The organism is Paraburkholderia fungorum, assembly GCF_003610895.1.
GTDB classification, from domain to species: Bacteria; Pseudomonadota; Gammaproteobacteria; order Burkholderiales; family Burkholderiaceae; genus Paraburkholderia; species Paraburkholderia fungorum_B.
In genome coordinates, this window is the sequence record NZ_MCAS01000001.1 from 26162 (window position 1) to 40128 (window position 13967).

Consider the following 13967-nt stretch of genomic DNA (forward strand, 5'->3'; position numbering starts at 1 on the left):
GGGTTGGCGATGCGTCTCAGGGAAGTCCGTTACGGCCTGACGCAGCGGCGACGTATTGCGATCAGAAAGATCGGCCATGATCGACTCGCAGGGCCGTTGCTCGTCGACAGAGATTAGCCGAGCTCGCATAACGGGCGTATGACGCAAGGTACGAACACCTTGGGTGCCGCGATTCGGATGGGCCGCGCATTGTTCAGTACATTCCGACACGTACCCTGCACATCTCGCGGCTACATTCAAGGTGTCCTGGCGCCGGGAGACCAATCCTTTGCGATCACACAAGCACACGCCTGGACATACGTCGAAACACGTCTGTTCTTTTGCACGACGCATTGCAGCTGCATGAATTGATCCAACTACCCGACCTATGGCCCGACTACGCGACGCGAGAGTGAAACGAAGCGGCAGGCATGCGTCAGGTTTTACGCTAATCGAAGTGCTGATCGCGCTCGCGATCGTCGCTATCGCACTGGGCGCCACGCTGCGGGCAATCGGTTCGTTGAGCAGCAACACCGAAGCCGCACGCACGCGGATGCTCGCGCTGTGGAGCGCGGACAATGCCTTGAGTGAACTGTTGATCACGCGGCAATGGCCGGACGTGGGCCGCCGTGTTTTTGCGTGCCCGCAAGGCGGGCAGGCGTTTATCTGCCGCGAAACCGTTTCGGCATCGGAAAGTCCATTGATCAGGGCAGTGACGGTTGCGGTCTATCCGAACGCGTCGACGGACGCCGAACTGGCGGCCATGGCGACCGTGGTCCAGAATGAAACTCGCTAATGAAACACGCTAGGCGAACCGGTCGTATCGGCAATCCAGGCTCCCGCGCTGGACAGTCTGCTTTCACGCTCATCGAGATGCTGGTCGCGATTGCACTGCTCGCGCTGGTAGCGGTTTTATGCTGGCGCGGTCTCGATGCCACGATCCGCACGCGCGAAGATGTCGTTTCGCACCTCACCCGCACACGCAATCTCGCGCGCTATTTCTCGCAGCTTCAATTCGATACGTTGAACATGGCCGCGCCGCAGGAGATCGGCGGTGCGCCCTTGCGCATTCTGCCGAACGAACTGGTGATCGTGCGTCATCTCGGCATTGGCAACGGTCCGACACGGTTGCAGATCGTGCGCTATCAACTCAAGAATCGCCAGTTGCTCCGCAGCGCATCGACCCCGCTCACCACGCTGACCGAAGTGAAGGACGCGGCGCTGCACATGGACGGCTTCGCCGGCGTGGTCGCGCTCGACGATGTACGTTCGATGAACGTCTTCGTGTGGATGGCGCCCGCGTGGACCGATCAGCAGCAGATCATCACCGACGCTTACGCACGATTTCTCAGACAGTACGCGGTCGGGACAATCAGCACTATCGGCATGCCGCTGCCGCGCGGCATTCGCTTTTCGATCTCGACGGGCAGTCCGGCGGTGGGGTTTGTCAGAACGATGCCGCTTGCGCAGTAAGCGCCGTGCTTTGCTGCACGGCGATCAGTTGCCGTGCGATGTCCCAGGCCATCATCGCCGAATCCGGACACCCGGAAATCTGCGCCGTTACCGTCGCGCCATCCACCAGGATCAGCAACTGCGCCGCGAGCCGCGCCGCGACCTCCAGCTCGAACAGATCCGCGAGCAGTTCGCCCAGCAGTGCCGTGACGTGCTGCTTCTGCGCCGCGGACGCACGATGAATCGCATCGCCATGATCGGGGAATTCGGAGGCGGCGTTAATGAACATGCAGCCGCAGAACGTCGCCTCCCTGAACCACGCCTCGTGCCAGAGAAACACCGCTCTGATTCGCTCCAGCGGTTGTTCATACTGGTTCACGTACGCGCGTAAGGATTCGGCCGCGCTTTCCTCACGCTGCTTCAGAACGGCCAGTACCAGCTCGGACTTCGACGCGAAGTGGTTATAGAGCGTCATCTTCGCGACGCCCGATTCCATGATGATCCGATCGACGCCCACGGCATGGTACCCCTCCTTCGCGAACAACTCGGTCGCCGTGTCGATCAACCGTTGCCGCTTGCCCGAGGGCGTCTTTTGCGTCAGTGACATGCTTCGATGAGTGGAGACAATGAGATCGGGCGAGATTCCTGAATTCACTTCGCGCTCATCGCCTCAGCCATGACCAGATGGGATTCGGACAGTAAATGTACCGCACGGCTCATTTCACACGAGTGAATCTGCAGATCGACCTGCGCGATGCTGGTATTCATTTCGATGTCTTTCAGCTTGCCAATCAGCTCTGCCCATTGCTCGATGGACACGAGACACGCAACAGGCCTTTGATGCCGCATCACGATCAAAGGCCGCGCGCATGCATCGCGCAGGGCCTTCGACGGATTCTTGCTTAGATCACGTGTGGTGATGGACAGTGCACCAAGTGTCGCCAGGTTTTCCATTTCAGCCCTCATAGCAATAGTCCGGCAGCAGCCGACGGATTGCGTCGTCTGCCGTGGTGCTTGCTGCTCTCTATGTTCTGATTTGTGTGGTTTTTTTTCGCCCGTTACCCGGTAAGGTCCGGTAACGAATTGAAACAACGCCGAGGCATTCTATACAGATGGGTCTGTTTAAGCGACAGGGAAGTTTGAGATTTTCGTTGAAATATTTTTTGCAGTTTGCTTTCTATCTGCCTTCAGTTTTTCAAATCTCGCCAGCTAAAACACATAGTGGGAAAAGGGTGCTCAAGTATGCTTTCAGCATGTTCTTCACCCGTCGGTTGTACGAACAATTTTTCATCCAGGTGCCATGAAAACGGCAGCCTGTCTCGGCGAACAAGCTGTTGTCATGGCTGCGCCACATCACCACGTCACGCTGTGTATGAGCCAATCCGTCCTCGCCAGGGAGATATGTCATGCTGACCGCTTGTGCTGGAATCGTGCCGCAATCCGCCACCGAACCTTACACCAGCGATAGCGATATCCCGCCGGCTTCAGCCGCTCAAACGCCCCCTGAGTCCACGCCGATCGACATTCAGGCAGTGCTCGGCGCGCATGCCGATTCGTTCCGGCACGCGGGCGTGCTCTCCGTGCGCAGCGGTTTGCAATGGCCGGTATCTGGCGGTGCTGCCACGCGTGCCATCGTCGTGACCGTCATGGCTGACAGATTGGCTGCGTTGCAAGCCGCGCTGCCGGAACAGATAGACGGCATCCCCGTCGACGTACGCGCCGCGGACGCGATGGAATCGATGCAGGCGCTGGACCCTTCACGATATTGCGCACTGGCCGATGCGCGTCACGAATTGCGCCAGCCCTATTTCGCGGACCAGGTATTCTTCGACAAAGAAGGCGCCCCACTCGCCAGTGCTCCGGCACCGCTCCTCGCATTCGCCGCTGCCCGGGCGCACAAGGAAGAGATTCCGTACACGCCCGCACCCGGCGCGAATCTCGATCCGGTGACCGGCCAGGTCACGCTGGTGCTGCATGCGAGCCCTGATGCCGGATGGGCTGAGCTATCGAATTTCATCGCCGGTGTTCGCGAAGAGCTGGTGGTGGGCATGTACGACTTCACCTCCGCGCACATTCTCACCGCGCTCGAGGACGCGCTTGCCGATGGCAAAAAGCTGACGCTGACGCTCGATCATCCCGCGAAGAATCCCACCGCCGATCAGACCGACGAGCAGACCCAGACCGATCTCTCGACCCGGCTCGGCGAGCGCTTCGCCGGCACCTGGGCCCTTACCAATGCCGACCCGAAGGCGCCCGTCTGGATCTATCCGAACGCGTACCACATCAAGGTCGCCGTGCGCGAAGACGATACCTTCTGGCTCTCCTCGGGCAACTGGAACAACAGCAATCAGCCGGAGATCGATCTGTCAGACGTGGCAGCCGCGCGCAAGCTCGCCGAGACGTCCGATCGCGACTGGCATGTGATTGTCACGAACAAGGCGTTGGCCGACACGTTCCGCGCGTTCCTGCAGCACGACTATACGGTCTCTCACGACGCGATCACGCAGGCCAGGGAGCAGCACATGGCTATTCAGGGTGCTGGAGCCGCGGGGCTCGAAGTGCCGATCGAAGCGTTCGCGACCGGCAGGGCTCCACATCAGTTCTTCGCGCCGAAGACATTGACCGAGAACGTGACGATACAACCGCTGCTCACACCCGATAACTATCAACCCAATGTTCTCGCGCTGATCGAGTCGACGCAGCAGCACTTTTACATGCAGACGCAATATATCCATCCGAGCGGACGCCCTGACGATGCGGAACATGACGCGCTGATTGCCGCGCTAAAGGCACTTGTCGAACGCGATCTGGACGTGCGCCTGATCACCAGCCAGTTTCAGAATGACGCATGGGTCGAGAAATTGATCGCGGCGGGCGTGCCGTCGTCCGTCCTGCGCCGGCAGGCGAACGTTCACAATAAAGGCATCGTCGTCGATGGAAACGTGGTTCTGGTCAGCAGCCAGAACTGGTCGGCGGACGGCACGCTGCGCAATCGCGATGCGGGCCTGATCATTCACAGTTCCGAAGCCGCCGCTTATTTCGAGCAGATTTTCCTGCACGACTGGAATTATCTGGCTTCACCGGTGGCGGGGAACTGAGGAGACTGGCAGAGCGCCAGGCCGGTACTGGAAATCAGCTCTGCAGAACAGATACGGCACAACGTGGCAACCCGCGTGCCACGTTGTGCCGTACAACACGCGCGATTCAACCGATCGCGAGCAGTCGCTCATGGAGCGCGTCATAGTACGCCGCACAGGTATTCAGACGCCACTGCGCGCCCGCATAGATGTCGTTCATTTGCGAAGGGTACTTGGTGGCGAGCGGCACGATGACGTTCGACAGCCAGCCTTCGGCATGCACCACGTCGATGGAAACGTGTTCGTCGTAGTAGTCCAGCTCGCCCTTCTCGCCCAGGCCGAGACGCCGACATCCGCGCGTGAGCTTTTCGTATTGCGTCGGGTCGAGCAGCTCGGTCACGGCCATCACGCCCAGCGACTTCAGACCCTGGCTGCGGTTCAGACCCGTCATCATGAACAGGTTGTAGCCGGCCAGTCCTTGCCAGCCGAGCAAGGACGCGTGATCGTCGTCGGCATGCGGAATGTCCACCGTGTGCAACAGGTGACGAAACAGGGAGACGTGGCTGCGTTGCGGATCGCCCTTGCCCGCTTCGTCCCAGAAGTTCTGTGACAACTCACCGCGCACGGCAGGGTCCGAGCCCAGCAGCGCGAGCACGATAAGATCGAAGAAGCGGATATTGAGCGCGCTATCGCTGCGGAAAAACGCCGACAGTTGCACGCGCGTGGCGTCTTTCTCAAGGAAATCGAATAGCGGATGCTTTGACGCGCGATGCTGCGCGGACACCGAGCAGATGGCCTCGGTCAGATCGCGTGCGGTACGCACACTGGGGTCGAGCCGCGTCGTGCCTAGCGCATCGGACGCGAGCCAGCGCCGTTCGATCGCGCCGCGCAAACGGATCAGATAGGGATTGAACTGGTTTGCACAGCGCTCGCTTGCGGCCGGCGCAACGTGGAGTTCGTACAGCGCGAAGAGCGTGGCGTGCACGTCCGCCAGCGCATCGTCCTCGCCGCGCTCGAATGCGGCCTCGAGCACCTCGTCGACTCGATGACGCAGCGCCGCGAATTCCTCGGGTTGGTCGTCGAAGTACAGCTCCAGGTCGGCCTCCTCAATCATGCTGCGAATGGCTGAGGCGAGATCTTCTGATTCAGCCAGACGGATCGGGGTGGATAACGATGAAGGTTCACGAAAAGGCAAACGGATCGCGTGTTCCGATTCGGCGTGGACGCTAAACATGGGGGCACTCCAGCGAGACATGTTATTTATGCATCCACGCGCACGCGATGGACGGCCTGACGCGATGTCAGGCCGACATTAGCGTGCGGTAAGCGTCAGTGCTTACGGATTGTCTCGGCGCCGCGTTGCGCTCGCATGTCTAAATGTACTTACAATCCGATTTCATCACCCTACCCGTTGCCGGGTCTTCAGATCGTCGAGATGAAAACCGGCGACGCTCTTGTACTGGTTCGCGATCTGACTCAGCTCCTCCGTGCTGACCACGTCTTCGATCCGCTCGAAGCGCTGTCCCTGCGTGCGCTCGTGGACCACCTGCAAAATCCGGTCAGGTGGCGCCTTGCGGTTCATCAGCACGACGTCGCCTGTTGCCTTGACGCGCGCCTGATCGTAGGCAAGCAGTGCCTCCTCGCAGACGCCCAGTTCCGCGCAACGGTCCGCCAGAAAGCGGGCGTCCAGAATCGCCTGCCCCGCGCCGTTCGAACCACGCGGAACCATGGGATGCGCCGCGTCGCCCAACAACGTGATGCGGCCGAAGGTCCAGCGCGGCAGCGGATCCTGATCGACCATCGGATACTCCAGGATCGTTTCCGTAGCTTCGATCATCGCGGCCACGTCGAGCCAGTCGAAATGCCAATCCGCGAAGGCCGGGAAGAAATCGGCGAGACGCCCTTTGCCGTTCCAGTCGCGACGCGCGGGTTGCGGCGCCTCGATCTCGGCAACCCAGTTCACCAATTGATTGCCCGCGCCATCCACGTTATCGCGGATCGGATAAATGACCATCTTGCCGTGCGTCAGCCAGCCGGCGCGCACCATGCTGCCACCGCTCAGGAACGGCGGCGCGACGATCGTGCCGCGCCACATGTTGAAACCGGAATAGCGCGGCGCGCCTTCGTCCGGATAGAACTGCTTGCGAATCGCCGAGTGAATCCCGTCGCACGCCACGATCGCCGCGCCGCTGGCGAGATGCTCGTGGCCGGCGCTATCGGTAAAACGCGCGCTCGCGCCGGTTTCGTCCTGGGTCGCGCCGATACAGCGGCGGTCTGTCACGACACTGTCCGGTCCCAGGCGCTCAAGCACCGCCTTGAGCAATACGCTCTGCAGGTCGCCGCGATGAATCGAGAATTGCGGATGCTCGTAACCGGCGAAACGCCCAGCCGGTTCGCGGTAGATCAACTGGCCGTGGCGATTGAAAAACACCGATTCCTGCGTCGTCACCCCCACTGCAGCCAATTCGGCGAGCAGATCGAGCTCCGCCAGTTCGCGCGTGGCATGCGGCAATAGGTTGATGCCGACCCCGAGCGGTCTGATTTCAGGCGCGGCCTCGAAAATGCGGCTCGCGATGCCTGCCTTGTGCAAGGTCAGCGCCAGCGTCAATCCGCCAATCCCAGCACCCACGATGACAACTTCACTGTCCTTTTTCATCTGTCTCCTCTTTCGTGTTGAGCGCGACGTGGCGCGCCGTTGAATCCGTCTCCCGCGCTGCCCGTTTATTCATCATTTGCGCAGACGTCTGCCTAAACCGTTTGCCGAAATATAGTGAGCCGTTTCTGCTTCGTCAAGCAGTTCATCCGGACAACCGAATTCATTTGACACGCTGATCAAGATTCAATATCTTTTGACATACGTCTGCCGATTATTTGCCAGAACGCATCAGACAAGCTCACGCATCGCCGGATAGACACACATCGTTCGGCGAGACGCGGCGGTTCCAGAAAAGGACAGGAGACATGCAATGAATACCGGCCTTCCCACGTCGGACAGAAAAGCTTTTTACGAGCAGATCCGCGAACTCAATATGACACCCCTATGGGAGTCACTCAGCACGCTGGTGCCGCATCAGCCCAATGGGCCCTGCGTGCCCGCGCTGTGGAAATGGCGCGACGTCCTGCCCTATATCGAACAGGCCGGCACATTGATCACGGCGGAAGAAGCCGTGCGCCGCGTACTCGTGCTGGAAAACCCCGCCCTGCCCGGCTACGCCAGCGTAACGCAATCGCTCTATGCCGGGCTGCAGCTGATTCTGCCGGGCGAGGTCGCGCCGGCTCACCGCCACGTGCAATCGGCGTTGCGCTTTATCGTCCATGGCCGTGGTGCCTATACAGCGGTCGACGGAGAACGCACCACCATGATGCCGGGCGATTTCATCATTACCCCAAGCTGGACCTGGCACGATCACGGCAACGACGGCATTGACGGTCACAGCGAACCGGTGGTTTGGCTCGACGGGCTGGATATTCCGATGATCCGCTTCTTCGACGCGGGTTTCGAGGAGAAAAGCGCGGCGATGTCGCAACGTGTGACGCGCCCGGAAGGCAATGCACTCGCGCGCTACGGACACAACCTGTTGCCGGTCGACTATCAGCCTTCATCGCCCACCTCGCCTATTTTCAGCTACCCATACGAGCGCACGCGCGAAGTGCTCGACCGGCTCTATCGCGACGGTGAAATCGACGCCTGGCATGGCGTCAAGCTGCGCTATGTCAACCCGGCAACCGGCGGCTGGCCGATGCCGACGCTTGCCACCTTCATGCAGTATCTGCCGGCCGGTTTCTCAGGCAAGCCGTTCCGCAGCACCGACGGCGCCGTGTATTCGGTCGTCGAGGGAACCGGACACGCGCTCATCGACGGCCAACGCTTCGAGTTCGGCCCGAAGGATCACTTCGTCGTGCCGTCGTGGAAAACGTTCACGCTGCATGCGAACGACGACGCGGTGCTGTTCAGCTTTTCCGACCGGCCGGTGCAAACCGCGCTCAACATCCTGCGCGAAGAAAAACTGGACGCGTGAGCGCGGCTCAGGCGAACGTACAAAACACAATCACCCATGGAGAATATTCAATGAGTCTGGTCTTTGAGTCCGCGCCCGCGGTAACGGTCCCGGTTGCCGGTTCGGACGACGCGTTTCCCGTGCGTCGCATTTACTGCGTCGGGCGCAACTACGCGGCCCATGCGCGCGAGATGGGCTTCGATCCCGACCGTGAGCCGCCGTTTTTCTTCTGCAAGCCGACCGACGCCATCGTCTATGTCGCACCGGGTACCACGGGCGAGTTTCCGTACCCGTCCGAAACGGACAACTGCCACTACGAAATGGAACTGGTGGCCGCAATCGGTAAGGGCGGCAAAAACATCGCCGTCAGCAGCGCGCTCGATCATGTGTTCGGCTACGCGCTCGGGCTCGATATGACGCGCCGCGATCTGCAGATGGAAATGCGCAAGATGGGCCGCCCATGGGACATCGGCAAGGCGTTCGATCACTCCGCGCCGATCGGCCCGTTGCATCGTGCCGAACAGACCGGACACCTGAAAGACGGCGCGATCTGGCTGAATGTCAATGGCACGTCGAAGCAACGCGCGGACGTCTCGCAACTGATCTGGTCGGTCGCGGAAACGATCGCGTACCTGTCGCGCTTCTTCGAACTGGTGCCGGGCGATCTGATCTATACCGGCACACCCGAAGGTGTCGGCGCGGTGCTCAAGGGCGACACGATGCACGGCGGCATCGACGGTCTCGGCGAACTCAAGGTCAAAGTAGTCTGAACGACTCAAGTCACAACGGAGCGTAATACGGCTTATGCCCGTTATGCTCCGTTCATCGAGGATATTCCGTGCAGCTTCACAATTTCTTCCGCAGCTCCGCTTCGTATCGGGTACGGATTGCGCTGGGCCTGAAAGGCCTGCCGTTCGACTACCTGCCGGTGCATCTGTCGCGCGACGGCGGCGAGCAGTTCGCGCCCGCCTATCGCTCGCTCAGCCCGGAGGCGCTCGTCCCCGTGCTCACAGATGGTGAGGTATCGCTTCATCAGTCGCTCGCGATCATCGAGTATCTGGACGAACTGCATCCCACGCCGCCGCTATTGCCTGGTGACCCTCTCGGCCGCGCCACCGTGCGTGCGCTGGCGCTCGACATTGCGTGCGACATCCATCCGCTCAACAATCTGCGTGTGCTCAATTACCTTGGCAACAAGGCTGGTTTGACACAGGAAGCGCGGGACGCCTGGTATCACCACTGGGTTCACACCGGTTTTTCCGCGCTGGAAACACGGTTGGCCCAGAGTCACACGACGGGTGAGTTCTGTTACGGCGACCAGCCCACGCTAGCCGATCTCACGCTCGTGCCCCAGGTTTTCAACGCGCAACGTTTTAACGTCGATCTGGGTGCCTATCCGGTGCTCGATCGCATCACGCAGCGCTGCCTGCAGTTGCCTGCGTTCGCCGCGGCTGCCCCGGCGCAACAGCCAGACGCACAGTAAGCTGCGCGGATGACGCCCGTCATCCGCCGTGCGTTGCTACCCACCGCTCACACTGCGCGATAATATCGGCCAGTCACGTTTGCCGCCCGAGCACGGGCGGCCCACTTCCAGATACGAGTCCATGGCAAAAAACTCCGTGGCGCGCGATCCGCGCCAGACTCCGCTCGACCGTCTGTACGCCCGCCCGGGTTTCATGATCCGGCGTGCCCATCAGATCTCGACCGACCTGTTCATCGAAGCCTGCGCGGCGCTCGACATGACGCCCAGCCAGTACGGCGTGCTCTATATCCTGTTCCACAGCGGCCCGCTCGAACAGATTGGCATTGCCCGCCTGATCGGCCTCGACCGCTCAACCACGGCGCTCGTCGTCAAGATCCTGAGCGAGCGCGGCCTGCTCGAAAAAACAAAAAGCGAAACCGATCAGCGCAAAGTGGAAATCTCGCTGACCGAAGCGGGCCGGCAGTGCTTTCGCCAATGCGAGCGCTACGCCCAGAAATCGGTCGATGCGTTGCTCGCACCGTTCGAGCCTGCCGAGCGCACGCAGTTTCTTGCGTTGCTCGACAAGTTCGTTTCGCACTTTAACGACAACACGCGCGTAACGCTGGGGTAAAACGGATCGGCGAGTTCTTACCCGCCGACCCGTCTATTACTCACGCCGCTCGTTGGAGAAACACGGCGGCGCCCACGGATTACTTCGCCGGTGCGGCGTCAAACCCGTACATCTGCGAATCGACACGCGGCACGATATGAATCCCGTTGCGTGCGGCGAACGTCGAAACCTGCAGATGAGTGGGGATGATCCCCACTTCGTCGTGCAACACCTTCGACGTTTCCTGGTAAAGCGCTTCACGCTTCGCATCGTCGACCGTTGCCAGCCCCGCATTCAGCGGCTTCCAGAAGTTCGGCGAATCGTACGTCTGGATGTTGATCTTGCGGAACGGATTGTTGGTCGGATTCGAGAACAGCGATTCGAGCTGCACGCCCATGTCGCCCGCATCCGCGCCCCAGCCGATCATGAAAAAGCCCAGTTGCAGCTGATTCACGCGCGAGATGAACGTGCCCATCGGTTGCGTCTCGACCTTGGTCTTGCAGCCAATGCGCGTCAGCATTTGCGCGACACCCTGGGCCAGTTGCGAATCGTTGACGTAGCGGTCGTTCGGCGCAAACAGCGTGAGCGAGAAGCACTCGGGGTAGCCTGCTTCGGCCAGCAGTTTCTTCGCTTCGTCCGGCTTGTACGGATCGGGCGGCAACGCCGGGTTGTAGCCGAACATCGTGCTCGGCACACTGTTCTGCGTCGCCACGCCCAGGCCTTGCAGAACACGATCGACCAGCACCTGGCGATTGATCGCGAGCGAGAACGCACGGCGCACGCGCACATCCTTGAACGGATTCTTGCCCAAGGGCTTGCCGTTGTTATCCGTGACGTACGGCGCGTTGTCGTTTAGCTGATTCATCACCCAGAAAACCATCAACGTGCTGGGTTTCGTGTAGACGGCAAGCTTCTTGTCCGCCTTGATCCGCGCAACGTCCGCGCTCGGCACGTCGATCACCGCATCGACGTCGCCCGACAGCATGGCTGCCACGCGCGCCGCCGCATTCGGCAGGATACGCACCGTCACCTTGTCATAGGCCGGCTTGTCGCCCCAGTACGCGTCGTTGCGGACGAGTTCGACGCGATCACCGCGCAAAAAGCGGGAAAACTTGTACGGCCCGGTGCCGACCAGACCCTTGCCGGTTTCGAAGTCGTCGCTCTTGAGCCCCTGCGTGTCTTTCTTCGACAGCATGAAGATCATCGACAGATAGTTGGGCAACACGGCCAGCGGTCGCGCTGTAGTCAGCTTGACCGTGTACGGATCGACCACCTGCACCTTGGTGATGTCTTTCGTGAAGACGCCGAAGGTAGCCGGCGAATTGGTCAGCGTATCGGGGCGCGCGAGCGAGTAGACCACGTCATCCGCCGTGAAAGGCGAGCCGTCCTGGAACTTGACGTTCTTGCGCAGCTTGATTTCCCACGTCTTGTCGTCAAGCGGTTTCCACGACTCGGCAAGCCCGGGTTGCAGGCGGCCGTCTGGCGACATGTCGATCAGCGGCTCGAACACATTACGCGCAACGTTGCGGTTGCCCGGCAAGTTGGCGAACTGCGGGTCGAGCGACGTGACGTCCGCGCTCACCCCATACTTGAATTCCGCTGCACCTGCATTCTGCTGCACAAATACGCTCGCGGCCAACGCACCAGCCATTACCGCCAGCCGGCCCAAGCCCCGCAATGTTGTTCCCATCTCCGTCTCCTATATGTGCAGAACCCGCAAGGGTACCCGCTTTATTGAGGGAGCCCTCAATGACTTGACGGCTCCCCTCTGAAAACAGCGCACCGAACTGAAACATCCGCGCATTAACGGCAACTGCGCGACTGCGTCACTTCGTGTTTACGAGCATCTTCGCCGCGCCAAATTTCTTTCTGTATAACTATATTATCGTTATACACTTCTATCGAAGTCAAGCACTGCTCAAGTTGATGACGGGCGATGCAGGACCGCCGTGCAGCCTTTCGTTTCCACAACGAAATGGTTGCGCGTGCAACACGTTGCGAGGCGGGAACAACTGCGAACGAAGCCTCGCAAAACATGCGGCATCTTCAACAAAACTGGCGCAGACTATTCATGGAAAGGAGACAAACAATGAGAAAAACCCTCGCGGTACCCCTTGCTGCGGTTTCACTTTGTACTTTTTCAGCGGGTGCGCAGGCGCAGAGCAGCGTAACGATTTACGGGATCGTCGATTCGGGCATCAGCTACGTAAGCAACAGCAACGGTCACTCCGCCTGGGTCTTCGATACGGGTGTACCTCAGGGCAACCGGCTCGGCTTCAAGGGCACCGAAGATCTGGGTGGTGGCCTGCAAGCGCTGTTTCGCCTTGAAAACGGTTTCAACCTGAACGACGGCAGCATGGGCCAGGGTGGCCTCATGTTCGGGCGCCAGGCTTACGTGGGTCTCGCGAACCAGATCGGCACGCTGACGCTCGGCCATCAATACGATTTCATGGGCGACATCATTGGCAACTATTCGATCGCCTACATTGCCGGCGTGTATGCGTTCCATCCGGGCGACTACGACCGCGTATCGGGCGACCGGCTGGATAACACGGTCAAATTCGTCAGCAACAATTTCGGCGGCTTCACCGCTGGCGCGATGTACGGCTTCGGCAATACGGCGGGCAACTTCCATCAGAACAGCTCGATGAGCTTCGGCCTGACCTACGATCATGGCCCGCTCAGTCTCGGCGCGGCCTATACGGACATCAATAACTTCCGCATCAATCCGACCAACGATCTGGGCGTCAACACGCTATTCGGCCAGCCGCTAACGGGTAGCGCGATCGTGGCCGACAGCATGAAAACATGGGGGCTCGGCGGCAGCTATTCGATCGGCAATGTTGGCATCATGGCGAACTACACCGGCACGCGGATCTCGTACATGGGCAATTCGGCGACACTGAGCACCGTGGAAGGCAGCTTGCTGTACCACTTCACACCGGCGCTGGTCGTGGGCGCGGGGTACGCCTATTCGAAGCTCGAGAGTTCGCACTGGGGCCAGACGTCGGTTGGGATCGACTACTTCCTGTCGAAACGCACCGACCTGTATGCTCAGGCGAACTATCAACTGGCGAGCGGTGACGGTACGCGCGCGGTCATTCTGGCACTGCCGACGTCGAGCACCAACAAGCAGCTCGTCGCTGGTGTTGGCATACGCCACAAGTTCTGACACGGGTTCAAATCGATTGATCGCGAGACGTGCCGCTCGATAGCGAGAGCCGAGCGGCACAATTTGATGCCGGCGCAAGCCGGCTTTTTTGCGCCGGCACACTAGAACTCATGCGCACAGATCGGCTCACATTTGTGCGGCCCACGAAAAAGCCCGGTGTGAATCGCACAGCATTGCTGCCATGCAATTCACACCGGGCCAGGCTTCAGGCGTGACG

13 protein-coding genes are annotated in these 13967 nt (G+C 60.2%); 8 read left to right on the forward strand and 5 right to left on the reverse strand.

Translation table 11 applies throughout. The features are described from left to right. Window positions 1-367: 367 nt before the first annotated feature. Together gspI and BCY88_RS00050 are read left to right on the forward strand one after the other, a co-directional pair. A complete protein-coding gene (gspI, locus tag BCY88_RS00045) occupies window positions 368-775 on the forward strand; it encodes a type II secretion system minor pseudopilin GspI (RefSeq protein WP_120342237.1) in 408 nt (135 codons plus the stop codon). Then, window positions 775-1452 carry a PulJ/GspJ family protein gene (locus BCY88_RS00050; protein ID WP_120342238.1) on the forward strand — a complete coding sequence of 226 codons (678 nt, stop codon included), beginning with the start codon at window positions 775-777 and terminating at the stop codon, window positions 1450-1452. Before gspI ends, BCY88_RS00050 begins: the two co-directional genes overlap by 1 nt. Here BCY88_RS00050 and BCY88_RS00055 read toward each other — a convergent pair. Together BCY88_RS00055 and BCY88_RS00060 are read right to left on the reverse strand one after the other, a co-directional pair. After that, entirely contained in the window at window positions 1427-2038 is a 612-nt protein-coding gene (locus tag BCY88_RS00055) for a TetR/AcrR family transcriptional regulator (RefSeq protein ID WP_120342239.1), read from the reverse strand. The genes BCY88_RS00050 and BCY88_RS00055 overlap by 26 nt on opposite strands. 44 nt (window positions 2039-2082) lie before the next feature. Further along, the gene (locus BCY88_RS00060; protein ID WP_183081223.1) at window positions 2083-2385 is read right to left on the reverse strand and encodes a type II toxin-antitoxin system Phd/YefM family antitoxin; all 303 of its coding nucleotides are present in this window, start codon (window positions 2383-2385) and stop codon (window positions 2083-2085) included. Window positions 2386-2837: 452 nt separating this feature from the next. On the opposite strand from BCY88_RS00060, the gene BCY88_RS00070 reads away from it, so the two are divergent. Further along, window positions 2838-4529 carry a phospholipase D-like domain-containing protein gene (locus BCY88_RS00070; protein WP_120342242.1) on the forward strand — a complete coding sequence of 564 codons (1692 nt, stop codon included), beginning with the start codon at window positions 2838-2840 and terminating at the stop codon, window positions 4527-4529. 106 nt (window positions 4530-4635) lie between these two features. Here the strand turns inward: BCY88_RS00070 and BCY88_RS00075 are convergent, their stop codons facing one another. Both BCY88_RS00075 and BCY88_RS00080 read right to left on the reverse strand, forming a co-directional pair. Beyond that, the gene (locus tag BCY88_RS00075; RefSeq protein WP_120342243.1) at window positions 4636-5742 is read right to left on the reverse strand and encodes an iron-containing redox enzyme family protein; all 1107 of its coding nucleotides are present in this window, start codon (window positions 5740-5742) and stop codon (window positions 4636-4638) included. 165 nt (window positions 5743-5907) lie between these two features. Then, window positions 5908-7164, reverse strand: a complete 1257-nt coding sequence (locus tag BCY88_RS00080; RefSeq protein ID WP_120342244.1) for a flavin-dependent oxidoreductase — start codon at window positions 7162-7164, stop codon at window positions 5908-5910. A 310-nt stretch (window positions 7165-7474) separates the two neighbouring features. On the opposite strand from BCY88_RS00080, the gene gtdA reads away from it, so the two are divergent. From gtdA to BCY88_RS00100, 4 genes are all read left to right on the forward strand, one after another. After that, entirely contained in the window at window positions 7475-8527 is a 1053-nt protein-coding gene (gene gtdA, locus BCY88_RS00085; protein ID WP_120342245.1) for a gentisate 1,2-dioxygenase, read from the forward strand. 50 nt (window positions 8528-8577) lie between these two features. Then, window positions 8578-9276, forward strand: coding sequence for a fumarylacetoacetate hydrolase family protein (locus BCY88_RS00090; RefSeq protein WP_120342246.1), 699 nt, complete (start codon window positions 8578-8580; stop codon window positions 9274-9276). A 68-nt stretch (window positions 9277-9344) separates the two neighbouring features. Continuing rightward, the gene (maiA, locus tag BCY88_RS00095; protein WP_120342247.1) at window positions 9345-9989 is read left to right on the forward strand and encodes a maleylacetoacetate isomerase; all 645 of its coding nucleotides are present in this window, start codon (window positions 9345-9347) and stop codon (window positions 9987-9989) included. Between the two features lie 121 nt (window positions 9990-10110). After that, complete coding sequence (locus tag BCY88_RS00100) at window positions 10111-10599, forward strand: MarR family winged helix-turn-helix transcriptional regulator (RefSeq protein ID WP_120342248.1); 489 nt, start codon at window positions 10111-10113, stop codon at window positions 10597-10599. Between the two features lie 79 nt (window positions 10600-10678). Here BCY88_RS00100 and BCY88_RS00105 read toward each other — a convergent pair whose 3' ends face one another. Continuing rightward, window positions 10679-12268 carry an ABC transporter substrate-binding protein gene (locus BCY88_RS00105; protein WP_120342249.1) on the reverse strand — a complete coding sequence of 530 codons (1590 nt, stop codon included), beginning with the start codon at window positions 12266-12268 and terminating at the stop codon, window positions 10679-10681. A gap of 399 nt (window positions 12269-12667) precedes the next feature. Between BCY88_RS00105 and BCY88_RS00110 the strand changes: the two genes are divergently transcribed. Then, on the forward strand, window positions 12668-13750 hold the full coding sequence (locus BCY88_RS00110) for a porin (RefSeq protein ID WP_183081224.1): 1083 nt from the start codon (window positions 12668-12670) through the stop codon (window positions 13748-13750). Window positions 13751-13967 lie beyond the last annotated feature (217 nt).

Excerpts from the sequence above, each read along its gene's own strand:
- gspI (WP_120342237.1), top strand. The coding sequence starts at position 368 with ATGGCCCGACTACGCGACGCGAGAGTGAAACGAAGCGGCAGGCATGCG.
- BCY88_RS00050 (WP_120342238.1), top strand. The coding sequence starts at position 775 with ATGAAACACGCTAGGCGAACCGGTCGTATCGGCAATCCAGGCTCCCGC.
- BCY88_RS00055 (WP_120342239.1), bottom strand. The coding sequence starts at position 2,038 with ATGTCACTGACGCAAAAGACGCCCTCGGGCAAGCGGCAACGGTTGATC.
- BCY88_RS00060 (WP_183081223.1), bottom strand. The coding sequence starts at position 2,385 with ATGGAAAACCTGGCGACACTTGGTGCACTGTCCATCACCACACGTGAT.
- BCY88_RS00070 (WP_120342242.1), top strand. The coding sequence starts at position 2,838 with ATGCTGACCGCTTGTGCTGGAATCGTGCCGCAATCCGCCACCGAACCT.
- BCY88_RS00075 (WP_120342243.1), bottom strand. The coding sequence starts at position 5,742 with ATGTTTAGCGTCCACGCCGAATCGGAACACGCGATCCGTTTGCCTTTT.
- BCY88_RS00080 (WP_120342244.1), bottom strand. The coding sequence starts at position 7,164 with ATGAAAAAGGACAGTGAAGTTGTCATCGTGGGTGCTGGGATTGGCGGA.
- gtdA (WP_120342245.1), top strand. The coding sequence starts at position 7,475 with ATGAATACCGGCCTTCCCACGTCGGACAGAAAAGCTTTTTACGAGCAG.
- BCY88_RS00090 (WP_120342246.1), top strand. The coding sequence starts at position 8,578 with ATGAGTCTGGTCTTTGAGTCCGCGCCCGCGGTAACGGTCCCGGTTGCC.
- BCY88_RS00100 (WP_120342248.1), top strand. The coding sequence starts at position 10,111 with ATGGCAAAAAACTCCGTGGCGCGCGATCCGCGCCAGACTCCGCTCGAC.
- BCY88_RS00105 (WP_120342249.1), bottom strand. The coding sequence starts at position 12,268 with ATGGGAACAACATTGCGGGGCTTGGGCCGGCTGGCGGTAATGGCTGGT.
- BCY88_RS00110 (WP_183081224.1), top strand. The coding sequence starts at position 12,668 with ATGAGAAAAACCCTCGCGGTACCCCTTGCTGCGGTTTCACTTTGTACT.